The sequence below is a fragment of the Ruminococcoides intestinale genome (assembly GCF_040095935.1).
GTDB lineage: Bacteria > Bacillota > Clostridia > Oscillospirales > Acutalibacteraceae > Ruminococcoides > Ruminococcoides intestinale.
Genome location: NZ_JBBMFQ010000005.1, coordinates 1 through 24,149 on the forward strand (window position 1 = coordinate 1; position 24,149 = coordinate 24,149).

Below are 24,149 nucleotides of genomic sequence, written 5' to 3' on the forward strand. Positions count from 1 at the left end.
ATTGATACAAGCTGTGTTGTAAAGCCTTCGCAAAGCAACATAAATATTGCAAAGCCTATCCACACTATCGGCATATACTGCTCCATAGGGCTGTCACCCCCCTTTTCGCATAATTTTAACACAATATTATATATTGCTATTTTATGCGTTAACTGATTATTTTGTATCTGTATTCCGCTTTATCCTTACAATTTCATGTAAAAAGGGCATAAAAATACCGACAAGTATTAGCATAGAACACCATTACTTGTCGGTAATAATTTTAATATCACATTCCTTGTTCAAAAATATAGAGGTACAAATCTTCAAGGGTTGGGTTTGCAATTGTTATTTTATGATTTTCAGGGGGATTATCTGTGACTAATCTTACTATGATTTTTTCGTCGTTATGATAGAGATTTGACACACGGTAATTATCTTGAAAATATTTTAAATCTTCCCTTTGAATTTCGACCTCAAAGACTTTATTTTCAAGCTCCTTTGTCAGCTTATTCGGGGAATCGTGGGAGATGAGCTGACCTTTTTTAAGCAAAATAATCTCCTTTGCAATGAACTCAATATCAGACACAACGTGCGTTGAAATCAATACGATTTTATCCTCGGCAATCTCGCTGATGAAGTTGCGTATGCGTATTCTCTCCTTCGGGTCAAGTCCTGCCGTCGGTTCATCAAGTATGAGAATTTCGGGATTGTTCAGAAGCGCTTGAGCAATCAAGGCTCTCTGCTTCATACCGCCCGAAAACGAGCCTAACTTTTTATGTGCGGCATCTGTCAGATTAACCGTTTCAAGAAGCTGAGTGATCTTTTCCTTGGCTTCTTTCTTTTTTAAGCCCTTTAAAGCCGCCATATACCACAAAAAGCGGTTGAGGGTGAAATCATCATACAAGCCCTGCTGTTGGGGCATATAGCCGAGTACGGCTCGGTAATCCTTGCCGAGCTTTTTGATATTTTCACCGCCGTAAACCACCTCTCCGCCGTCGGCATTGAGGTTGTCGGTGATAATGTTCATCAGCGTGGACTTGCCTGCTCCGTTCGGTCCGAGCAAGCCGTATACTCCCGGAGTTAAGGTAACGCTGAAATTATCAAGCGCCTTTACCGAGCCCTTTTTATAGGTTTTGCTGATACAATTTAAAGCTAATTCCATATTTACAACCTCTTTTGCCTTGAAACTTAAATTATAAATTTCGTACTTTTGCGCTTGGGGACAAAGATAATCAGAGCCGATACTGCGATTATCAGCAGACAAACGGCGGTGATTATGCCGATAACGGCTGTCTGAGCATTATTTGAAAATGCCGATACCATACGGATTTTGCTGTTATCAATGAACACCACGCAGGGTATAAGGAGCAAGCCGCTTGAAATTATCATTGTCACAAACTGATTTTTAAATATGTAGGAGAGCAGATAGACCAAAGCCGTTGCGCCGACTGCCGCAAGCAGATGAACAAAGCCGAGAGCAAGAATATATCCGCCCACGGTTATGCCGCTTGTCAGAGCCGAAAAATCTCTTGAATATGCAAGCGGTAAATCAAATGATGCCGTGCCGAAGGTCTTGATAAAGTTGAGCATATGCGGCAGATAGATTAAGATATAGGAAATCACCGTGGTAATCAGGACAGTCAAGAGTTTTATAATCAACAGCCTCGCTTTGCCGTACTTATTTGCCGAAATCAAGTTAACCATAGAGGTCTTGTATTCAATCGCCAAAATGTTGGAGGTACAGAAGATAACCACGGCTAAGAGCAGAGCAAAATACTCCCACTCCCTAAAGGTGTCCATAGTCAGCCGCTTGTTCACCACTTCATTGACAAGTGCAGGCTTTTCGCCCGTCAGCTCAGCCTTTCCATTAACATATTCAAGCTGAGCGCAAATGTCCTCAAATGCCATTCCTCTTATGCTTAAAATACCATCAATGGTATTGAGCCTGTTCGTTTTTTCCTCAGCCGAAATCGTGTTGTCGGCTGAAAGCTCCTCGGCTTCTCTTGTAAGCTCGTCAAAATAAGCCCTTTCACTCTCGATAAAATCATACTTTTCCTCGTCAAGCTCACCCTCAAGCGTTTGCATATAGGTGTCATAGGCGCTTTCCTGAGGACTTCTGAATATAATACTCAAATCATCATTGTAGCTGACAAAGCCGAGAGCCACGAGGATAATTACTGCGACGAGGGCGAAGGAGATTTTGTAGTGCTTGTAAGCCTCGCCGCTGTATATTCTCACACTTCCGTTGATTTTCTTAAACCGTCCGAGCCGTGACATAAGCCTGTCGAGCAAAACGAGCTTTCCGTTATGCTGTGACAGCCTTGAAAACGCCAATGCCGCTCCCAAAACTCCGACAACGGAGAGAGCTATAGCTAAGCCGATGAAAACGGTGATTATGTTAATCGGCTGTGAAAAAATATTGACATTCTGATAACAGCCGAAAATATTGTTGCCGCTGATAAGGTAGAAAATATTTATAAATTTTAGCGAAGCCAACACAGAGCTACCGTCAATGAAAATGAAGCAGGAAAATTCAAAAATCAGTGCCGCCGCCAAGATTAAATAGGTCTTTGCGGAGGACTTGATAACCACGAATAAAAATGCCGTGAGCATTGACAGAGAGCAGAGCAAAAGCGTTTTGCCGAGTACCCACAAAATCAGGTATTCAAGCATTGTAACATTTAATGCGCAGTTTAAAAACAGCTCGCTCGACTGCACGGGGCGGCTCAAATCTCCAAAGCCGTAGACTGTGCCTGCCGTCATAATGTTGCTCGCATAGAACAGCAGACTAACAACCGCCGTAACGCTCAAAACAACCAAGAGCTTGCAGGCTATTGTTGACAGTCTGCCCTTTGCCGTTGACCGCACAAGAATATAAAGTCCCTTTTCTCTTTCAACGGAGAACATCAAAATATTGACAAGTAATACGATAATCAGCAAAATATAGCTTGAAACCTCATATGAGGTTGCGGCTTCAACCGCCTTGTTGTTGCCGAGAATGGGCTTAACACCTTTAACCTCGGCAAAATCCACGGGAGTTTTTTCAATATTTCTGAACGAAAAGCTGTCCGGCTCTGCAAAAATGGAAAAGCTGCTCTGTTGCTCGGCTCTCGACTTCATATTGGAAATAAACTCTTCATAGCTGTCTATGTGAGAGAGCTGAGCCTGTATGTTGCTTAGCATAACCGAGCGGTTGAACAGCTCATCATCGTTCAAGTCCAAGCCTGCCGCATTGTCATACAGCTTTGGATATTTTTTCTTGTATTCATCTGCATTTCCGTTGTGCAAAAGAATTTGTGCAATCTGTATCTCCGTGTTCTTGCTTTCAAAGAACGCATTTTTATCCTCTGCGTCGTTACATTCCCGAATAAGCTGTTCATATGCCCCAACATCACTTGAAATTGCCGAATTTTCATAATCAGAGGATTGAAGCATTACGAAAAACAGAGAATCGGCGCAGAAAAAGGCAATGATGCAAATAAGAAATATTTTGTTTGAAAACAGCTTTAAATATTCGCTACCTGCAATTCTCATTCAACTCTCGCCTGTCCCTCTACATAATAATTGCTGTCCTTCTTTTCAGCCCATTTCAGCTTGCAAAGCTTGGTGAATTTTATAGTTTCTCCGCCGATTGAGCCAAGTTGACTTTTATCCGCCATAGCTAAAATTCGTTCTCCGTTATCATCTACAGATTCAAAAATAAAATATTCATTATCCTGTGGATTAATATAATTGCATACTATATTTTCAAATTCAGGCGGAACATACGAATCTATCTCATTCATATTTAAATCGTAAACCGTAATAATCTGTTTTTCTGCATCTTTTCTGGTGACCTGCACACAATTATCACCATATATGTATTTTCCATCGGTTGAATATCGCAAATTATCTTTATGAGCTATTGTGAAAAAGCTTTCCTTTACATTTCCATCCAAATCGCATTTAAGATAAACATTTTCATCCGAATTTTTATCGTAATAGGACGCAATCATTGTGTTGTCTAAAAAGAAATTATAAAACACTTGATAGCCTTTAGCTTTAGGAATGTCATTAATCTCTAATGTATCTAAATTGATACATTTGATACTTAAACCGGGTCCTTCCTCTTTTTCATTTCTCTCGTCGGCAGTAAAGTAAAAATAATTCTTATACGCACATATTTGAGAAACAGCTCTCAAGCTGGACTTAATATAGTAATCCGTTTTGTATAGAATCTGCGGTTCTGATTTAGGTGAATCAAGAGGTATTCTAATTACTGATGAATCAGTAGAGCAATAAAAATATCCCCTGTGTATGAACCATTCAAAAGCATAAAAATTAAAGCTTCCCGTAAGATTTTCCCTTTGGCTTCCATCAGGCTTCATACGCATAAGATATGTATTGTAATTTATATAGCTCTTGTCATACTCTCCGCATAAAGCATACAAATATCCGTCATTATATTGTATTGCAGAATCATGGGCACCAACAAGCGTATCGGGCTTCTGCGTTAAGTTTAAATAGGCATCGCAAGCTTCAGGGTCATCGTGAGTACAATTTGGTTTTGAACAAAGAGGAGTAGCCTTTTTTGTTTCTTTATCAATAAAAATCACGATTCCGTCCTCACCGATATAATAATAACCTTTATCTGATTTTGTCATAGGTGCATTTCCGCCGATATGGTACATTAGCTGCATATCTGTTGCATAATTTATATATGCATCATCGGAATTTGAGTATGAAGATTTATTCGTACAGCCATAAAAAAATACAGCAGCATAAATTGTTAAAAGTAATGCCATCATTGCAGTTGTTTTCTTCATTTTCTTTTCCATTTTTAACAACTCCTTGTTTTATTTTTTCTATAACAATCAATGTATCTACCATAAAAATAGTAGGCAATACAATGATTAATATATTACTCTTAAATATATAAAATAGCACACCAGCCAAAACAATATTGGTACATAGAGCAATAATAGCAAGACCTTTTTGCTTTTGAGAATTAATAATTGTTCTACCGTTGTTTTTCACAGGACAAAACTTTATAAATATAACAAGTGATAATATAAACACGACTAAAGTAAATACAGTAATCATATTTGCTGAAAAGTTTCTTAAATTGTTGTAAAGTAATAAAACTAAAAAATAATTAACAAGCGTTACTGCAAAACATTTAAAATAAGAATTTGCATGATATCCACCACTAAAAAACCTTATACTGGAAAAGGAAACTAAGAACAATATTGTTTCAACAAATTTACCGATCAAAAATCCAACAAGTAACAATGCACCTGTTTCAATGATTGATGATATTATCAATTCAAATCCATATACATATATTTCCAATGGTAATAAATCAGTTTTTTCGCAAACTAAAAAAGCTATTCTCTTTGACAGACTACGTAGCATTTGTTACATCTCCTGAAAAAAGAATAGCATATTTTTATTTAAAATGTAGTGTTCTGGTAAAAATCATTGGTTTTCTGGTAAAATTCTATTATCTAATATTACTGAAACTATAAATTCATTATTCTTCTCCGAAATAACTACATCTCCCCCATACTTTTGGGCAATACTTTTTACTATTGAAATTCCCTTGCCGTGATTTTTCTTATCTGCCTTATCAGTCTGCAACAAAGGATTTTTAGACAATACAGAATCAATAATTTTATTCTTACATTTAATAACAGAATAATCTCCTTTATGCTCTGTACTGAAAATAATTTCTTTATTCTCAATTTTATTTTCAGACAAATACGAAATAGCGTTATCAAAAATATTTCCTATTACCGAAATCATATCTGAACCGTTGCTAAACATTTTCATATCATTTGCAATGTTTAATTTGACCGATATTTCATTGCTCCTTGCTTTTTCAATTTCAACATTCAAAACGGCATTTAATAAGTAATTTTCAGTATTTACCACAGAACCGATTGAAGAATATTTATCGGTAAGTTCCTGACATATTTTATGTGCTTCATCATATTTGCTCTCAACAATTAGATTATCAATACAAGCAATGTTGTTTTTCATATCATGTCTTATCTTTGCAGTATTCTCAATCTGTTTGTTAGAAGTTATAATGTTTTTTTCGTACAAATCAGCTCTTTGTTCGCTCAATAATAACTTTGTACTTATCTGGTTATCCCTGTTAATTCTTGCAATCATAAACCAAACCATTCCGGCAACCAAAATCATAGCGGCACAAATTATCAGAAGCAGTACGATTAAATTTGATTGATAATTCGTAAGAATCATTATGTAAAAAGTGATGTATAATATTGCCATTGCTAAAACAGGAATTGCAATAAAAGCTATTATATTTGAAACTTTTTTTAAACTATACACTTTTGCTTTCGTACGCCACATAAGCAGTAAGGTTACCAATATTGTCAGGTTTACAAGCACAACACATAAATATCTGAAAAAGCTTGACTGTAAACCCAATTCTTCCAACGATAAACCCGTAACAAAAGATGTAAGATATAAAACTCCGTAAGATATAATTGTATTAATCAGTGAAGCTACAAACGGAAGAATAATTTTAATTGCCAATTCTCCTTTTAAACAAGTTAAGCAATATACTTCATGTAATATAACAACTGTCAACATATCAATCATTACAACATAAGGATTGTTAAATGTAAAATATGTAAGAACAGTAAAATTTAAAGCAATAAACAATGAACACATTGCTATATTGCGTTTGCGAGAATATTTGCCACCTAAGAATGCCAATAAAAAACCTATCAGATAAACTGATTGCACAAAATTAACAGCTAATTCAAAACCATAATTAAACATTTATATCCCCCAACCATTTGAAATATTTTTTCTTTACATCATCTCTGTATTTTTTATTGAGAGGAATGTTAATATCATTTTGCAATAAAACACAATCCGTAGAAATATATTCAACATACTTATTGTTTACAGCATAACCAATATGCGGTCTTATAAAGCCATATTCTGCGATATTTTTAAATTCTGTATTCATATCACTTCTGACCTTATATTCTTGATTTCGAGTATGATACACAACATAATTTTTAATTTTTTCAAGATAAATAATATCACCAATAACAATCGGAATATCTTTTCTTTCGGTATGCAATACTATAGTTTTATGTAATTCTTCAAAAGAGTTATTTATACGATTAATACATTCGTACAAATCAGATTCAATTTTACTTTTTCTTATAAATGAATAAGGAAAACTTTTTAAAGCATCAAACACAAGCTCATCGTGACTTGTGACATAAACAATAAAAGGTATTTCAGCTGAACTTTTCAATTCATTTATCCGCTTGGCTGTAGCAATACCGTCAATTGACGGCATTTCAATATCAAGAAAAATCAGATGATACTTGCTGTAATTTTCAAGTATATCAAATCCGTTTGAGTATTTGTCAATTTTAAATTCCAAATTAAGCTTTTCACACACCGCTGTTATTTTGTTAATCAGACTTTCAACAAATACAATTTCATCATCTACTACCGCAATCTTTAACATATGCTCATCACCATTTTAATTCTAACAAATATTAAAATGTTTTTCAATACACTCTTAAACAGTCAATCATTTAAGAAGTTACTATCAATTTTATAAGTCAGCAAGTTATTACCGCCGTTATCTCTGTACATTTGCTAGGGAAAAGTGATTATTTTTTAAAAAGTTGGGGTAATGAAAATTTTGAATTTGATGCGGAGGGTAAAGAAATCTATCCTAAGCGTATTTTAATATAAAAGCAAAAACAGCGCTAAAAAATACACGGGCAATGAAAAATGCAGTTTGTAAGAACAGCCGTACAAGAGGAATATTCCGGTTTTACGGCGCAAACAGAACAGGGTGATTTTCAGGCAGAATTGCACATAACCGCTAAAACAGAATATTTTTAAGACGGTGTAATACTGTAAAACATGAAACATCCTCATAGATTAAAAATCAAGGACCACCCAAGAAAATAGGCGGTCCTTGATTTTAGAGAGATTTTATTTTTAAAAGGAGTTAGAAATTAGCTTATTTTATTTGTTTATACCAAAAATATATTTTGTAGTTTGTGTATAGTTTTCGTTTGCTTTTAATATTGTCGTAGGAAAATTCTTGTGATTTACAGCATCTGGAAAGCCCTGGGTTTCAAGACAAAACGCTGGATTTTCTCCGTATGTTGCTGAATCCTTTCCCATATTGGACAAAACATCGACATAATTTGCTGTATATACATGAACACCTTTCTGAGAAGTATAGCATTTTAATGTGATTCCGCTGTCAATACCCTCAGCTTCGGCCGCAAGCACAAATTCTTCATCAGAATGATTCAGCACAAACATATGATCAATACCGTTTGCAAAACCAATCTGCTCGTTTTTTCTGTCAATACCATTTCCAATTAACTTGGGTTCGGTAAAATCAAACGATGTATTCTTAACGGGAGTTATCTCTCCTGTGGGATTGAGGTTTGAATTTATCGGTATGAAGAAATTTGCATTTATTTTCAGCTTGTGATTTTCTGTAACTTTACCGCTTTTATGTCCGTTAAGATTAAAATATGAATGATTGGTCAGATTACATATTGTGTCTTTGTCGGAAACTGCCGACCATTTTATCGTAAGTACATCTTCATCATCAAAGGTGTAGCGTACAAAGACCTTCATATTTCCGGGATAGCCCTCATCACCGTCGGGACTATCAAGCATAAATAGGACTGTATTTGGAACTTTATCATCAACTACCGCAAGCCACACTTTGCGGCTAAAGCTGTTAAATCCGCCGTGTAGATGGTTACTCCCATTGTTTACAGGGAGCTGATAATCTTCTCCGTTAAGAGTAAACTTGCCGTATGCAATTCTTCCGCAACATCTTCCGACAGTAGCACCGAAGTATGTTCCGTCAAATTCATAACCGTCAATGTGCTCATAGCCGAGAACTACATCTCTAATACTACCGTTTTTGTCGGGAACTTTTATCGAAACGACACTTGCGCCTAAATCACATAATGTCACGCTTGCTCCGCTGTTATTTTCTATTGTATAAAGATGAGTGTTTTCACCTTTGGATGTAGGTTCAAAATTTACTACCCTTACCTTTGACATTTTAGCACTTCCTTTACTACAGCGTCTTTATAAATTTATCAAAAGCCTTTTGTCCTTCAGGAGTTCTTTTGAATACACCTGCATCCAAAAGAACATTAAGAAACACCTTTCCTATCTCATTTTGAATTATTGAATCAATATTATTTTCATTGATTTCATCATACTGCGAAACAAATTCATTTACCCACTCGGAATGTTTGCTGATTTTCGGAATTTCACTTACATCCTTGTGATTAAGAATTGCATCCTTTAAAATAGCCATTTCATCTTTAAGCCTTGAGGGCAATACTGCAAGTCCCATAACTTCAATAAGGCCGATATTTTCTTTTTTAATATGATGCAAATTCGCATGAGGATGAAATACTCCCAAAGGATGCTCTTCACTTGTAATATTATTTCTGAGAACGAGGTCAATAACAAATTTTCCATCCTTTGTAAAAGCAATCGGAGTGATAGTGTTGTGAATTTCACCGTCTGTTTCGGCAAAAATGCCAACATCTGCGTCCGTGTACGCTCTCCAACTCTTTAGAATATGAGAAGATAATGAAATAATGCTATCCTTGTTTTTACCTGTCAATCTTACAACTGACATAGGCCACTTTACAATTCCGCACTCCACATCATCAAAGCCGTTAACAATAAACTTTCTTTCAACCTCTGCCCTATTAAGTGCAAAGCTGTATCTGCCACCCTGAAAATGTTCATGTGTAAGTATTGAACCGCCTACAATCGGCAAATCAGCATTTGAACCGATTATATAATGCGGAAACTGTGAAATAAAATCAAACAGTTTTCTGAATGTGGAATCATTGATTACCATTGGTGTATGCTCACCGTTAAATACAATACAATGTTCATTGTAATAAACATACGGAGAATATTGCATAAACCAGTTATCTCCATCAATGGTGAGCGGAATAATTCTGTGATTATCTCTTGCAGGATGATTTACTCTTCCGGCATATCCTTCATTTTCCTTACAAAGCAAACATTTCGGATAGCCCGACTGTTTTTGAAGTTTTGCCGCTGCAATAGCTTTCGGATCTTTTTCAGGCTTTGAAAGATTTACCGTGATATCAATATCACCGTATTCGGTTGATGTTTTCCACTTTAAGTCTTTCTTAATACGATATCTTCTTATATAATCGGTATCGCAGCTGAATTTATAGTAGCTATCGGTTGCAAGTTTAGGAGAACAGCTATAATTCTGCCAAAATTCTCTTATTACTTCTGACGGTCGCTTAACAAGTGAAGCCATAAGTTTCACATCAAATAAGTCGCGATATGTTACTGTATTTTCGGGAATGATTCCTTTTTCGTTTGCATAATCAAGAAGTCCCGACAAAATTTCTTCAAGAGTATCCTCGTTATCTGCTGTAAGGCAAGTACAACTGTCATCGGGTTCATCCATATGGAACAACGACAAAAGCCTATTTTGCGTGTAGATTATATCCTCTTTTTCAATAAGCCCTGTATTGATTCCGTATGAAACAAGTCTTAATATTAAGCCGTAAACGCTGTTCTTCATAAATACCGCCTCACTTATTATAGCCGTTGGGATGTGTTGAATGCCATTTCCACGCTGTTTTAATAATTGTTCCCAGATCATCATACTCAGGTTTCCAGCCAAGTACAGTTTTCGCCTTATCGCTTGATGCAATCAATACAGCAGGATCGCCGCTTCTTCTGCTTTCTTCAACAACCTTAATATCTTTCTGTGTAACCTCTTTTGCTTTTTCAATTACCTCACGAACAGAAAAACCTACACCGTTGCCAAGATTGAATATATCACTTTTACTGCCCTTCATAAGATATTCAACTGCAAGAATATGAGCCTGTGCAAGGTCAGTGACATGGATATAATCACGAATACAAGTTCCGTCAGATGTGGGATAATCAGTACCAAAAATACTTATGTGGTCACGGGTACCCTGTGCCGCCTGAAGAATAATCGGAATAAGGTGGGTTTCAGGATTATGTGCCTCACCGATTTTTCCGCTGATATGTGCTCCGCATGCATTGAAATATCTGAGAGAAACATATCTTAAACCATGTGCTTTTTCAACCCAATAGAACATTCTCTCCATGGATTTTTTTGTTTCTCCGTAGCAGTTTGTCGGATTTGTCGGATCGGTTTCAAGAATAGGAGTTCTCTCAGGCTCACCGTATGTTGCCGCTGTTGATGAAAATACAATCTTATCAATTCCGTGAGCAACCATTGACTGAAGCAAAACCTTTGTGCCGTTGAGGTTATTATCATAATATTTGAGAGGGTTAGTCATACTTTCACCGACAAGTGAATTGGCTGCAAAATGAATTACAGCATCAATACCTTTTTCTTTATTAAAAACGCTGTCAATTTCACTTCTGTTTCTGAGATCACCTTTATAAAATTTTGCTTTGGGATGAACCGCCTCGATATGACCTGTTTCAAGGTTATCGAATACAACAACCTCATTACCGCTTTCAATAAGTCTGTAAACTGTATGCGAACCGATATATCCGGCACCGCCTAAAACAAGAATTTTCATTTTGTCCTCCTTAATAAAAACAAAACCTACATAATTACATTACTTTTATTCCGCCGTATTTTCTCACTTTGAGAACATGGCATGAGTTTTCTCCGAAAATTTTATTTATAAATTCTTTGTAATTACTTACAAAATCATTTTTGACAAACGCCTGAATTGTACCTGCAAATCCACCGCCGTGAACACGGCACACGCCGTAATTGCGAAGAAGGCTTTCGCTGAGTGCAAGGGCTACCGAGATGTTCTGATGTTGAATATCTCTTGTTGTATATACATTCTGAAGATACTTAAATGATGAATTACCTGATTTTCTGATTGCGTCAAGGAATTCAACAAACTTACCGTTTTCAAGTGACGAAACGGCATTTTTAACGTTATGCTCCTCATTAAAGAAATGAATTGCACGAAGTACCGGTCTGTCGCCAACAGCCTCACGAATTTCGTCAAGGCGAATATAAAATTCGTTTGAATCACAATCTCTCAGATAATCTTCTCCGAGAAAATTTGCAACCTTTTTCATTTCCGAGGGAATCATAGCATAATCATCTGTAAGATCAACATGATCGCCCTTTGTGTCAACAATACAAAGACTGTAATCGTATTTTTCAAATTCGGTAGGTACTTTCTTAACAATTGGCTTTGTCGGATCTTTAAAGTCAATGTTAACCATTCCTCCGACTGAACAAGCCATTTGATCCATAAGTCCGCACGGCTTTTTGAAAAATACATTTTCAGCATACTGAGAAATCTGAGCAATCTCAACTGAATTTATTTTCATATCATTATATAAACCGGAAATAATAGTTCCGACAACTACCTCAAAAGCTGCTGACGATGAAAGTCCTGCACCAACAAGTACATCACTTGTTGCATAAGCATTGAATCCACCAATTTTATATCCATGATCCTTAAGTCCACGAAGAACACCTCTGATGAGGCTGACCGTTGTGCCTGCCTCATCATCATTAACTTCGAGGTCATTTATATTGAGAGTAATCATATCATAACCGTCAGAAACAAATCTTACAACATCATTGTTATTCTTGGCCGACACAGCAATAGTATCAAGATTAATTGATGTTGCAAGCACCATTCCGTGCTGGTGATCTGTATGATTACCGCAAACCTCACTTCTGCCGGGAGCACTGAATATTGCTACTTTATCAGGGCAAAAAATTGTTTCATACTGCTCAATTGCATGAACATATCTTTTTTTCTGATAATCAATCATTGATGAATCTATATATATATCAGTGAAAAGATTATCAAATTCGCCGTTTGTAATTTTTTCAATTGCTGTTTTAGTATCAATCATTTTATTTACCTGCCTTTTCCGTAACTGTAGGAAGGAACATAGAAGGCTCTGTGTTACCGATTTCATCAAGCTGTTGTGTCATATCAATCTTGCCTTCTCTTCTTGCACCGATTGTGTTTATAACCTTCTTCATCATACCGTCATTGAGTTTATATTTCTTTCTGTAAACAACATAAGCAATAAGCATACAAACTGCAGGAACAATGCACATAAGTGTACTGATTGATGCTACTGTTGCAAATGACTGTTCCTGACCCGGAATATACTGTGTGCTTCCAAGTGCCGCACCAATACCGAGTGCTGTAAGAGCCGCTGTGAATTTTACGATAAGCGTCTGGAGTGAGAATACAACGCCTTCATTTCTTGTTCCAAGCTTAAATTCACCGTAATCAACAACATCTGCAAGGAATACTGTTGCACAACCAAGTTCAAGACCTGTACCAAGTTTTACAATAACGCCTGAGATTGATGTGAGCACAACATTGTGCGGAGCAAAAATACCTACGAGCAAAAGCATTACAAGACCAAATGCAGGTAAAAGACACGCAAGAAGGAACGAAGTTTTTCTTGAAAGAAATTTTGTAACCTTAGGGAATACGATAAGACCTACAACCTCTGCGATTGATGCGCTGATCATAAATGATGACATCATTCCTGCGTTGCCGCAAACATATTTGAAATAATATGTAGCAACACCCATAATGCACTGAATGCCGATGTTGTAAAGGAAGATAAGAGTTACCGCCCAACGAAGTTGATCGTTCTTGCCGATGATTGAGAAAATATCTTTAAACTTAACTTTCTTTTCCGGAACAGAATCATCTCTCTTTTTCGGAAGATTGATTACTGTAATACCGATTGTAAGAATAAATACAATTGCAATTATGATTGCAAATCTGTGATAACCTGCCTGATTTGTTGTGCCGCCGCTGAGAGCCTCAATAATTTGAACACCAAAGCCTGCAATAACAAGTGACTGACCGATACTTGCAAAGATTCTCGGAAGTACCGAAACTTTTTCTCTCTCCTCAGGATTTGAAGTGAGGTTAGGAATAATTGACCAATAAGGAATATCCATAATTGTGTAAGTCATACCCCAGAGTATGTAAGCTGCTGTTGCAAATACGCAAAGTCCAACGCCATCGAGGTGGAAGTCTGTGAATAAAACAACAAATACAATTGAATTAACCAGAGTACCTATTACAAGCCATGGAATAAATTTACCCCATCTGCTGCGTGTGTTATCAACAATCATACCCATAAACAAATCATTAAAGGCATCCCATAACTTTGCAACAAAGAACATTACGCCGATAAATACCGGGTTAACCTTGATGATGTCTGTGAAATAAATCATTGAAAATGTGGCAATCATACCATAAATCATATCTTTGCCGAGGGCACCTAAAGCAAAGGTGTATTTGATTCTACCCGGGATTTTGCCATCAAGTCTTGGTTGTGATGATGTCTGTTTCATAATTTTTCCTCCTTTTAATTTTAAATGAAACGCCGTGACAACCTGCACAAAAGATTTCGTTATTATTTAATAATAATGTCTCTTTTGTTTTTGTGTTAACTAAATTATATGTTTTGTTTCGTAAACTGTCAATAGTTTTTGGTAAACATTTTTGCTTTCTCTGTTTTTCACTAAACACGACTTGATTTTTTAGTAATATTTCACTATAATGGTAGTGAGGTGATTAAATTGGCTACAATCAGAGATGTTGCCAAAAAGGCAAATGTATCAGTAGCTACTGTTTCAAGAGTGCTTAATAACGACACTACCCTCAGCACCTCGCTTGAAACAAAGCAAAAAATATTTGCAGCAGCTAAAGAACTTAATTATGTAAAGAAAAAAAGGGTTACATCAGCACCTTCATGTCGCATTGGGATTCTACAATGGTTCTCTTCCAAACAGGAAATTGAAGATAATTATTACTTTTTGATGAGACAGGGTATCGAGGACTACTGTTCAAAAAATAATATAAGTATTGTACGAACATTTAAAACAGACAATGACTATCAGAATGTACTTTGTGATGTTGATGGCATAATCTGCCTCGGAAAGTTTAGTAAACAAGAAATAAAATCACTGCATTCTTTGAATAATAAAATTGTTTTTCTTGATATGACCGTTGAGAATATTGAAATCACATCCGTATCACTCGACTTTCGTCAGGCAGTGTCCGATGCAATTAAATATCTATATGATTTAGGTCATAGAACAGTTGGCTTTATCGGAGGCATTGAACAGCTTGAGGACGGAACGATATTTCCTGATAAACGACTCAACACTTTCACAGACATTTGCGATGAACTAAACATTAAATATGATGGGTTTATTATACAGGACAAATTTTCAACATCATCCGGTTATAAAATGATGTCAGAAATGATCAGCAAAGGAAATCTCCCCACAGCTATTTTTGCGGCAAGTGATCATATTGCAATCGGTGCAATGAGAGCTCTGCAAGAAAACGGTTACAAAATTCCTGAGGATATTTCTGTTATGGGATTTGATAACACGGAGCTTTCGGGATATACAAACCCTCCGCTTACTACGGTAAACGCACCTGTATATGCAATGGGTATTTACGGCATTAGATTTATTTTGAATATGATGAAATCTAAAAGCACCGATTATTTTTCTCCTATGCGTGTCTATCTGCCGTGTCCAATAAAAGTTCGCAACTCATGTGCAAAACCTAAAAGCTTATAATTATTATCGTCATCAAACGATTGTATGCTATAATAAATTATAATTATAACTCCACAAATGATAGATTAAGCCGGAAGATTATAATTTCGTTAATGAATTATAATAACTAAAAATTCATTTTGCACCCCTACTCAAAAGCTATAGTTTTAAAAGTAGTCTCCCCCCTAACTGAGTTACGCAACCTGCGTGATGGATTTGGAGCTTATGGGAATAAACTGAGCACAGCACATCTGACACGAAAATTTAAGGAGCTGTGAAGAAATGAAGTTTAAGACTTCGTTCTTCCCAGCTCCTTTGTTTTTTGCGAAATAATAATGCAATTGTAAAAAAGCATACTTCCCTGAATATTGTTCAAAGCAAGCACTTGTTTCGCCCTACTCGATTAGCCCCAACATAACCGTTGAAAATCGGACAATAGAAATTTTTGCATTTTACAAATCTATTGTCCGACCTGAATTTTAAATTTTAAACTGTCAATTTTTATTTTGCTAAAAGCTTAAAGCCCATAATAACAACACCTAACACCACGAGGACAATGCCTGTTGCACGGTTCAGGGTTTTGGGCTTAGCTTTGTTTGCAAAGACGGCGGCAATTCTCGCCCATATAAGGGTGAACGCTATGCAGAGAATGAACACAAACCAATCGGGTGTGCCACCAATCATAAAGTGCGAAACTGCGCCTGTCAGGGCGGTGAATGTCATAATGAATAAGCTTGTGCCGACAGCGGTTTTCAATTCATAGTTCAGCACGGTCGTCAAAATCAAAAGCATCATCATTCCTCCGCCCGCACCTATAAATCCGCAGATAAAGCCGATTAACATTCCGCAGATTACAGACTGGATTGCCCTTTTTTTTGCCGACACACCGAGCATAGCTTCTTTAGTTGTCATAACGGGACGGATGATAAATTTTATGCCGAGCAAAAATGTCATAAACACGGAAAATCCGCCCATTGTAGCTGATGGAACAATGCTTGCAACATAACTGCCGACAATCGTAAACGCAAGCACACTCGCCATCATAATCAAACCGTTTCTGACATCGAGATTTTTATTTTTATGGTATGTATAAGCCGAAACTGCACTCGCCAAAACATCGGACGAAAGTGCGATTCCGACTGCCATATACGGATCCATATTAAGAAAAGTTATGAGCATAGGACTTATTACAGCCGCCGCACTCATTCCTGCAAAACCTGTTCCGAGACCTGCGCCCATTCCTGCAAAAAATGTAACTAAAATTGTAATAAATATATCCATTTAATTTCCTCTATAGAATAATATAACTAAATTAAGATTATTTTAATTTTGCCGTTTCATAAACAAAAGCCGTGAAATCAGCATTATTACCGCAGTTCCGACAAGTATCTGCAACGGGTACAAAAGTACGCTTTCACTCGGAATAATCATACTCAAAATTGTCAATGCTCCGGCAGGCGGAATATACATTTTTGTGCAGTAAACAATTACAAGCATTATCGCCGTGGCTGTCAATGCGGCAACTGTCAACGGCAATCCGAGAGTCATATTCAGCACATATCTTGAAACCGCTCCGACAAATGCACAGACTGTTATCAGCAAAACCGTCTTTACCGGCTTGTTGCGAGCCTTATTTTTCGGACGGGAAAATTCCGTAAACGCCACAAGCAACGGCGGTGCAATTGCAAATTTAAAGCCCGACCAAATTGCGAAGAATCCCACAACGGCAACACAGATTGTTCTTACGGCTGTGTCAATCACATCGCTCTTTGCATGCAGGTTTACCGACTGAAAATCCTCTTTATCCCTTATTTTAACTTTCAAAAGAAATCTGCGGAATAATACAACCGCAATTGTCAGCAAAAATGCGGCAATCGGGTATATAAAGCTCTCGGTCTGCATCATAACGGGCAACACAATTGCCGAAATCATCGGTGCAAATGTTGTTCCCGAAAACATAAAGAGAATTTGTGCAAATATAAATGCAATCAATATTTCAAGATAAAGCCCGACTTTTATGTATCGGACTGTCAGCACACCCGCAACAGCGCAAATCGCAATTAACGCAATCATTCGGCTGTCATTGACTTTCCAACCTTGCTTTTGTGTAACCATATAACCAATTGCAAGTGCCGTTATTTCAGGAAAGATTATCTCCCCCTCACCCAATATTTCCGCAACAAAAGTCATTATACCGACAAGTATAAGCGTTAATACATACGGTAATGCGTTTTTAAATGCTTTTGTCAAATTCAGTTTCCTCATTTTTTATATTTCTACCCACTTTTCAATTCAAACTAACAGCACTATTGTATCATAAATCTGTCAGCATTAACAGACAAAATTTATTCACAGATTTTTTTCTTTAACAGCGTATCTGTCATTATGCGTGGATATGCAGGTCTTGCAAAAGACGCTGTACATATTGGAGGTTCAGTATATGATAAAAACGGCGCAGAAATTAGCGGCGTTTTTTAAGTCACCTACGGTTTAGGTATCAAAATATAAATATTTGTATAGCAAAGCCTCCTGCAACTGCTTAAATTTTACACATTACAGGATAATGGGTGTTGCACAATAACACTTGATATTATTCCCACTCTACTGTTCCGGGGGGTTTACTTGTTATATCATAGACTACTCTGTTGACATGTTCAACTTCGTTGATGATGCGGTTGGAGACTCTGCCTAGGATTTCGTAGGGGATTTTTGCCCAGTCGGCTGTCATAAAATCATCGGTTGTAACGGCACGGAGAGCGATGAGTTCGTCATATGTTCTTGCGTCACCCATAACGCCAACAGTTTTCACACCCGGGAGAACTGCGAAGAACTGGCTCATTTTATCTGCGTAACCGCACTTATCCATTTCATCACGAAGAATTGCATCGGCTTCCTGAAGAATACGAACCTTTTCGGCTGTAACTTCACCGATTACTCGCACACCGAGTCCCGGACCCGGGAACGGCTGACGCCATACGAGGTCGTGCGGAAGTCCAAGCTTCTCACCTACTACTCTTACCTCATCCTTAAAAAGGTCTTTAAGCGGTTCAATTACACCTGCAAAGTCAATATCTTCCGGGATACCAACCTGATTGTGATGTGTTTTGATTTTTGCGGCATCGCCTTTACCGCTTTCGATACGGTCGGGATAAATTGTACCCTGTGCAAAGTAACCCTCGCCGTAGCTTTCACGGATTTTGTTCCAGAACACCTTATAAAATTCTGTACCTATAATGTGGCGCTTTTCTTCGGGTTCTTCAACACCTTTAAGCTTTGCAAGGAACTCTTCCTGACAATTAATGCGGACAAAGTTCATATCAAAAAGCTTTGTAAAGGTCTGCTCTACAAAGTCGCCCTCGTCTTTTCTCATAAGTCCCTGATCCACGAAAACGCAGGTAAGTTGTTTACCGACTGCCTTACTGAGAAGTGCTGCAGCAACAGATGAATCTACACCGCCCGAAAGTCCGAGAACTACACCCTTGTCACCAATCTGCTCTTTAAGCTGTGCAACAGTTGTGTCGATGAAGCTTTCCATTTTCCACTCACCCTTACATTCGCAAACATCATAAAGGAATGAACGGAGCATATCTTTACCGTTATCTGTATGGTTAACTTCGGGATGAAACTGAACACCGTAGAATTTCTTTTCAGGGCAGGACATTGCGGCTACGGGACATACATCCGTTGTAGCTGTAATGCTGAATCCTTCGGGAACTTCATTGATATAGTCACGGTGACTCATCCATGAAATTCCTTCACTCTTTACGGATTTAAAGAGTATATCATTGTTATTATATTTTGTAACTGTCTTGCCGTACTCACTTGATGAATTGTCTGTAGCCGAAACAACATTGCCGCCGAGCGTGTATGCCATAAGCTGACAACCGTAGCAAATGCCGAGAATCGGGATTCCAAGTTCAAAAATTTCAGGAGTATAATGCGGTGATGACTCGTCATAAGCGCTGTTAGGACCGCCTGTGAAGATAATACCTTTTGGGCTAATGTCTTTGATTTTCTGAATATCAACGGTATAAGGAAGAATTTCGCAATACACATTGCACTCACGAACTCTTCTTGCAATCAGCTGATTGTACTGACCGCCGAAATCAAGAACAATGACAGTTTCTTTTGTAGCATTGCTCATAGTAAAATTCCTTTCAAATTTAAAGAATACCGCACAGAATTTGTGCGGTATTCAATTAATATTTTAATTATCTGTAAATAATATCGTTTCTGGAAGGACCGTTTGAAACCATTGTAATCGGCACACCGATAGCCTTTTCGGCAAATTCAATGTATTCACGGCATTCCTTAGGAAGCTTGTCATATTCTGTAATACCTGAAATTGAACACTTCCAGCCCTTGAGCTTTTTGAGGATAGGTTTGCATCTTTTAAGCTTTGTTGTTGACGGGAAGTAGTCAATTTCCTTGCCGTCAAGCTCATAACCTACACAAACAGGGATTTCATCAAGATATCCGAGAACATCAAGAACCGTGAAAGCAACCTGTGTTGCACCCTGAACCATACAACCGTAGCGTGTTGCAACGAGGTCAAGCCAACCCATTCTTCTCGGTCTGCCTGTTGTTGCACCAAATTCTCCGCCGTCACCGCCTCTTCTGCGGAGTTCGTCAGCCTCATCGCCGAAGATTTCAGAAACAAATTCACCTGCGCCTACCGCACTTGAATAAGCCTTGACAACTGTGATGATTTCTTTGATTTCATACGGAGGAATACCTGCGCCTACTGCACCGTAACCTGCGATTGTATTGGATGAAGTAACCATAGGATAAATACCGAAGTCAGTATCCTTGAGTGAACCGAGCTGTCCTTCAAGAAGAATATTCTTTCCGTCTTTGAGCGCATTATGAACAAAAGTGAATGCGTCACCGACATAAGGAGCAAGAAGTTCCTTATATTCCATTAGCTTGTCAAAAACTTCCTGTTCTGTGATTTCGGGCTTGTTGTAGAGGTTTTTCAGAGTTGCATTCTTGATTTCAAGAGCGTGTCTGATTTTCTCTCTGAGTGAATCGGGATCATCATAAAGCTCATTGATCTGAAAACCGATTTTTGAATACTTGTCAGAATAGAACGGAGCGATACCGCTCTTTGTTGAACCGAAAGAATTTTTGCCGAGACGCTCTTCCTCGTAGCAGTCAAATGCTACATGGTAAGGCATAACAATTTGTGCTCTGTCAGAAATAATAATGTTTGGCTCGGGAACTCCGCGATCTTTGAGGTGAGCCATTTCCTTAACGAAGTTTTCAACGCTGAAAGCAACACCGTTGCCGATTATATTGGTGATATTCTGATGGAAAACACCCGAAGGAAGCTGGTGAAGAGCAAATTTTCCGTAATCGTTGACAATTGTATGTCCTGCGTTTGCACCGCCTTGAAAACGAATTACGATGTCGCTGTCGTTTGCGAGAACATCGGTAATTTTACCCTTGCCCTCGTCGCCCCAGTTGGCACCTACAATTGCTTTTACCATTTTACAAAACTCCTTTTTACAGACGCATAGTCTGCTATAAATAAAATATATACTTGAACCAAAGGTTCGATTAAATCAGTCTAATTAAACATTGATTTCAGGCTTGTCAGGCTCAACATCTGCGTACTTTTCAAGAACAGGCTTGATGCACTCGTTGAGGAAGTCCTCTGTCTGCTCTTTTGCTCTGCCTGTGTAGTTTTCAGGCTTGAGAATTTTTTCAAGCTCTTCAAGAGTAACGCCGAATGCCTCATCTGCGGCAATTCTCTCGAGAAGATCATTTTCGCCGCCTTCAACCTTGACTACTCTCGACGCAGCCATTGAATGCTCACGGATTTTCTCGTGAAGCTGCTGTCTGTCAGCACCACGCTTTTTAACTGCATCCATCATAATATTCTCTGTTGCCATGAACGGAAGTTCTTTTCTGAGTCTTTGTTCAATTACCTTTGGATAAACGACAAGACCGTCTGCAACATTTGCATAAAGTGAAAGGATGCCGTCAACTGCGAGGAATGCCTCCGGAACGCTGAGACGCTTGTTGGCGGAGTCATCAAGTGTTCTTTCAAACCACTGTGTGGCAGTTGTAAAGTAACCGTTGAGAACATCAACCATAACATATCTTGAAAGTGAACCAATACGCTCACTTCTCATTGGGTTACGCTTGTAAGCCATAGCCGATGAACCGATCTGATTCTTTTCAAACGGCTCTTCAACCTCTTTGAGGTGCTGAAGAAGTCTGATATCATTTGAGAATTTAGCGGCTGACTGAGCAATTCCCGCAAGAACATTGAGGAACTGTGAATCAAGCTTTCTTGAATATGTCTGACCTGATACAGGGAAACAAGCCTTGTAGCCCATTTTTTCTGCAATCTTACGGTCAAGCATTTTGCACTTTTCGTGATCTCCGTCAAAGAGTTCAAGGAAGCTTGCCTGTGTACCTGTTGTACCCTTTGAACCGAGAAGCTTAGCCTTTGAAAGCTGATACTCAACATCTTCAAGATCCATAAGGAGTTCCTGAAGCCAGAGAGTCGCTCTCTTACCTACTGTTGTAGGCTGTGCAGGCTGAAAATGAGTGAATGCAAGGGTTGGAAGAGCCTTGTATTCATCGGCAAACTTTGAAAGGTTGCGGATAACGGTGATAAGCTTATTTCTGATAAGCTTGAGTCCTTCTGTCATAATGATGATATCTGTGTTATCACCGACATAACAGGAGGTTGCTCCGAGATGAATAATGCCCTTTGCGTTCGGACACTGAACACCGTAAGCATATACATGTGACATTACATCATGACGAACAATTTTCTCTCTTTCCTGTGCAACTTCATAGTTGATGTCATCAGCATGAGCCTTGAGTTCGTCAATCTGCTCCTGTGTAATTGGGAGTCCGAGTTCTTTTTCCGATTCTGCAAGAGCAATCCAGAGCTTTCTCCATGTTCTGAATTTTTTATCCGGCGAGAAAATGTATTTCATTTCCTTGCTTGCATAACGGGCTGACAAGGGTGATTCATAAGTATCTTTTACCATTATTTACATCCTTTCAATTAGTTGTCCTTTTTATTGTTTTCATCGAAGTTCATTCCGCCACGCTCCTTGCCCTTAAAGGTTTCTTTTGTTATAGGAGCGGGGTAATTACCCGTAAAGCAACCGTCACAAAAGCCTACGGGAGCGTTGTGAATCATCTCACGAAGTGACTCAACAGGGAGATATCCGAGGGAATCAGCCTTGCTGAGCTTTGTAATTTCTTCGATTGTATGGTTGCAGGCAATAAGTTCTCCTCTTGACGGAATGTCTGTACCGTAATAACACGGCCACATAAACGGAGGTGAACTGATACGCATATGTACCTCTTTTGCGCCTGCCTCTTTGAGCATTGTAACAATTCGGTCAACAGTTGTACCACGCACAATGCTGTCATCAATAATAACAACTCTCTTGCCTTTGATTTTGTCGGCAATCGGGTTGAGTTTAATTTTTACGCTTTTCATTCGTTCCTTCTGACTTGGCTTTATGAAGGTTCTGCCGATGTAGCTGTTCTTCACAATAGCCTTTTCATAAGGAATTCCGGATTCTTCGCTGTAACCGATTGCGGCATCAATTCCCGATTCGGGAACACCGACAACCATATCAGCCTCAACAGGGTATTTCCTTGCAAGAATTCGTCCTGCCTGCTTTCTTGCCTCATAAACGCTTACTCCGTCAATAAAGGAGTCTGAACGGGCAAAATAAATATACTCAAAAATGCAAAGTGCCTTTTTCTTGTCACCAAAGTCGGGTTTCATACTGCGGACACCGTTTTGGTCTACAATTACGATTTCGCCCGGTTCAATATCACGGACAAATTCTGCACCGCAGGCATCAAGAGCCGCACTTTCACTTGCAAAAACATAGGAATCGTTGTACTTGCCCATACAAAGCGGTCTGAATCCGTGAGGATCACGAGCCGCAATAAGCTTTCTCGGGCTCATAACAAGGAGCGAATAAGCTCCCTCAATTACCTGCATCGTTCTTGCAACGGCATCTTCAACAGAATGACATTTAAGTCTTTCACGGGCAATTACATAGCAGATAACCTCGCTGTCGATTGTTGTCTGAAAGATTGCGCCACGCTGTTCAAGACTTCTGCGGATTTCAAGCGCATTGGTAAGGTTGCCGTTATGGGCGATTGAAAGCGTACCCTTTACATAACGCATAACAAGCGGTTGTGCATTTTCCAGCACAGAACCGCCTGCAGTCGAGTAACGGACATGCGAAACCGCCATTTGTCCGTTGAGAGAATCAAGAATTTTGTTGTTAAAGACCTCGGTAACAAGGCCCATATCTTTGTGATAATCAATTACACCTTCGTCAGATACAGCGATGCCGCAGCTTTCCTGTCCTCTATGCTGGAGAGCAAGCAAGCCGTTATAACAAGCGTATGCAGGGTTAATTGTGCCGTCGCTGAATATGCCGAATACTCCGCACTCTTCGTGCAGACCTTCTTTTGCAAAATTATCGAAAGAAAATTCCAAGGTGCCACCATCCGATTAATCAAAATAACTATCCAAAGTTTAATTCAC

Annotated in this window: 18 protein-coding genes; 1 reads left to right on the forward strand and 17 read right to left on the reverse strand. The window is 38.4% G+C overall.

What is annotated here, in order from left to right; translation table 11 throughout:
- Positions 1-268: 268 nt before the first annotated feature.
- From WMO31_RS08495 to melB, 11 genes are all read right to left on the reverse strand, one after another.
- The gene (locus tag WMO31_RS08495) at positions 269-1,144 is read right to left on the reverse strand and encodes an ABC transporter ATP-binding protein (RefSeq protein ID WP_367999516.1); all 876 of its coding nucleotides are present in this window, start codon (positions 1,142-1,144) and stop codon (positions 269-271) included.
- Between the two features lie 26 nt (positions 1,145-1,170).
- Positions 1,171-3,516, reverse strand: a complete 2,346-nt coding sequence (locus WMO31_RS08500; protein WP_367999517.1) for a hypothetical protein — start codon at positions 3,514-3,516, stop codon at positions 1,171-1,173.
- Positions 3,513-4,799 (reverse strand): hypothetical protein, encoded by a 1,287-nt coding sequence (locus WMO31_RS08505; protein WP_367999518.1) that lies wholly within the window; start codon positions 4,797-4,799, stop codon positions 3,513-3,515. The genes WMO31_RS08500 and WMO31_RS08505 overlap by 4 nt, the downstream gene beginning before the upstream one ends.
- On the reverse strand, positions 4,711-5,376 hold the full coding sequence (locus WMO31_RS08510; RefSeq protein ID WP_367999519.1) for an accessory gene regulator ArgB-like protein: 666 nt from the start codon (positions 5,374-5,376) through the stop codon (positions 4,711-4,713). Before WMO31_RS08510 ends, WMO31_RS08505 begins: the two co-directional genes overlap by 89 nt.
- 63 nt (positions 5,377-5,439) lie before the next feature.
- Positions 5,440-6,774 carry a sensor histidine kinase gene (locus WMO31_RS08515; protein ID WP_367999520.1) on the reverse strand — a complete coding sequence of 445 codons (1,335 nt, stop codon included), beginning with the start codon at positions 6,772-6,774 and terminating at the stop codon, positions 5,440-5,442.
- Entirely contained in the window at positions 6,767-7,483 is a 717-nt protein-coding gene (locus WMO31_RS08520; RefSeq protein WP_367999521.1) for a LytR/AlgR family response regulator transcription factor, read from the reverse strand. Before WMO31_RS08520 ends, WMO31_RS08515 begins: the two co-directional genes overlap by 8 nt.
- Positions 7,484-7,995: 512 nt before the next feature.
- Complete coding sequence (locus WMO31_RS08525) at positions 7,996-9,063, reverse strand: aldose epimerase family protein (protein ID WP_367999522.1); 1,068 nt, start codon at positions 9,061-9,063, stop codon at positions 7,996-7,998.
- Between the two features lie 16 nt (positions 9,064-9,079).
- Positions 9,080-10,591 (reverse strand): UDP-glucose--hexose-1-phosphate uridylyltransferase, encoded by a 1,512-nt coding sequence (galT, locus tag WMO31_RS08530; protein ID WP_367999523.1) that lies wholly within the window; start codon positions 10,589-10,591, stop codon positions 9,080-9,082.
- Between the two features lie 10 nt (positions 10,592-10,601).
- Positions 10,602-11,594, reverse strand: coding sequence for a UDP-glucose 4-epimerase GalE (gene galE / locus WMO31_RS08535; protein ID WP_367999524.1), 993 nt, complete (start codon positions 11,592-11,594; stop codon positions 10,602-10,604).
- Positions 11,595-11,628: 34 nt separating this feature from the next.
- Entirely contained in the window at positions 11,629-12,909 is a 1,281-nt protein-coding gene (locus tag WMO31_RS08540; protein WP_021883123.1) for a galactokinase, read from the reverse strand.
- Between the two features lies 1 nt (position 12,910).
- A complete protein-coding gene (gene melB, locus WMO31_RS08545; RefSeq protein WP_367999525.1) occupies positions 12,911-14,386 on the reverse strand; it encodes a melibiose:sodium transporter MelB in 1,476 nt (491 codons plus the stop codon).
- A 219-nt stretch (positions 14,387-14,605) separates the two neighbouring features.
- Between melB and WMO31_RS08550 the strand changes: the two genes are divergently transcribed.
- Complete coding sequence (locus WMO31_RS08550) at positions 14,606-15,628, forward strand: LacI family DNA-binding transcriptional regulator (RefSeq protein WP_438871055.1); 1,023 nt, start codon at positions 14,606-14,608, stop codon at positions 15,626-15,628.
- 480 nt (positions 15,629-16,108) lie between these two features.
- Here the strand turns inward: WMO31_RS08550 and WMO31_RS08555 are convergent, their stop codons facing one another.
- The 6 genes from WMO31_RS08555 to purF all read right to left on the reverse strand — a co-directional run bounded on the left by WMO31_RS08555 (position 16,109) and on the right by purF (position 24,101).
- Positions 16,109-16,888 carry a sulfite exporter TauE/SafE family protein gene (locus tag WMO31_RS08555; RefSeq protein ID WP_367999526.1) on the reverse strand — a complete coding sequence of 260 codons (780 nt, stop codon included), beginning with the start codon at positions 16,886-16,888 and terminating at the stop codon, positions 16,109-16,111.
- A 42-nt stretch (positions 16,889-16,930) separates the two neighbouring features.
- Positions 16,931-17,857: a hypothetical protein gene (locus tag WMO31_RS08560; protein ID WP_367999527.1), complete on the reverse strand. Its 927-nt coding sequence runs from the start codon at positions 17,855-17,857 to the stop codon at positions 16,931-16,933.
- Positions 17,858-18,197: 340 nt separating this feature from the next.
- The gene (guaA, locus tag WMO31_RS08565; protein ID WP_367999528.1) at positions 18,198-19,751 is read right to left on the reverse strand and encodes a glutamine-hydrolyzing GMP synthase; all 1,554 of its coding nucleotides are present in this window, start codon (positions 19,749-19,751) and stop codon (positions 18,198-18,200) included.
- Between the two features lie 67 nt (positions 19,752-19,818).
- Positions 19,819-21,096: an adenylosuccinate synthase gene (locus WMO31_RS08570; RefSeq protein WP_015523935.1), complete on the reverse strand. Its 1,278-nt coding sequence runs from the start codon at positions 21,094-21,096 to the stop codon at positions 19,819-19,821.
- A gap of 84 nt (positions 21,097-21,180) precedes the next feature.
- Positions 21,181-22,617, reverse strand: coding sequence for an adenylosuccinate lyase (gene purB / locus WMO31_RS08575; protein WP_367999529.1), 1,437 nt, complete (start codon positions 22,615-22,617; stop codon positions 21,181-21,183).
- A gap of 17 nt (positions 22,618-22,634) precedes the next feature.
- A complete protein-coding gene (purF, locus tag WMO31_RS08580) occupies positions 22,635-24,101 on the reverse strand; it encodes an amidophosphoribosyltransferase (RefSeq protein ID WP_117967508.1) in 1,467 nt (488 codons plus the stop codon).
- Positions 24,102-24,149 lie beyond the last annotated feature (48 nt).

What these genes read in the sequence shown, in the direction of transcription:
- WMO31_RS08495 (WP_367999516.1), bottom strand. Translation starts at nt 1,144, where the DNA reads ATGGAATTAGCTTTAAATTGTATCAGCAAAACCTATAAAAAGGGCTCG.
- WMO31_RS08500 (WP_367999517.1), bottom strand. Translation starts at nt 3,516, where the DNA reads ATGAGAATTGCAGGTAGCGAATATTTAAAGCTGTTTTCAAACAAAATA.
- WMO31_RS08505 (WP_367999518.1), bottom strand. Translation starts at nt 4,799, where the DNA reads ATGGAAAAGAAAATGAAGAAAACAACTGCAATGATGGCATTACTTTTA.
- WMO31_RS08510 (WP_367999519.1), bottom strand. Translation starts at nt 5,376, where the DNA reads ATGCTACGTAGTCTGTCAAAGAGAATAGCTTTTTTAGTTTGCGAAAAA.
- WMO31_RS08515 (WP_367999520.1), bottom strand. Translation starts at nt 6,774, where the DNA reads ATGTTTAATTATGGTTTTGAATTAGCTGTTAATTTTGTGCAATCAGTT.
- WMO31_RS08520 (WP_367999521.1), bottom strand. Translation starts at nt 7,483, where the DNA reads ATGTTAAAGATTGCGGTAGTAGATGATGAAATTGTATTTGTTGAAAGT.
- WMO31_RS08525 (WP_367999522.1), bottom strand. Translation starts at nt 9,063, where the DNA reads ATGTCAAAGGTAAGGGTAGTAAATTTTGAACCTACATCCAAAGGTGAA.
- galT (WP_367999523.1), bottom strand. Translation starts at nt 10,591, where the DNA reads ATGAAGAACAGCGTTTACGGCTTAATATTAAGACTTGTTTCATACGGA.
- galE (WP_367999524.1), bottom strand. Translation starts at nt 11,594, where the DNA reads ATGAAAATTCTTGTTTTAGGCGGTGCCGGATATATCGGTTCGCATACA.
- WMO31_RS08540 (WP_021883123.1), bottom strand. Translation starts at nt 12,909, where the DNA reads ATGATTGATACTAAAACAGCAATTGAAAAAATTACAAACGGCGAATTT.
- melB (WP_367999525.1), bottom strand. Translation starts at nt 14,386, where the DNA reads ATGAAACAGACATCATCACAACCAAGACTTGATGGCAAAATCCCGGGT.
- WMO31_RS08555 (WP_367999526.1), bottom strand. Translation starts at nt 16,888, where the DNA reads ATGGATATATTTATTACAATTTTAGTTACATTTTTTGCAGGAATGGGC.
- guaA (WP_367999528.1), bottom strand. Translation starts at nt 19,751, where the DNA reads ATGAGCAATGCTACAAAAGAAACTGTCATTGTTCTTGATTTCGGCGGT.
- WMO31_RS08570 (WP_015523935.1), bottom strand. Translation starts at nt 21,096, where the DNA reads ATGGTAAAAGCAATTGTAGGTGCCAACTGGGGCGACGAGGGCAAGGGT.
- purB (WP_367999529.1), bottom strand. Translation starts at nt 22,617, where the DNA reads ATGGTAAAAGATACTTATGAATCACCCTTGTCAGCCCGTTATGCAAGC.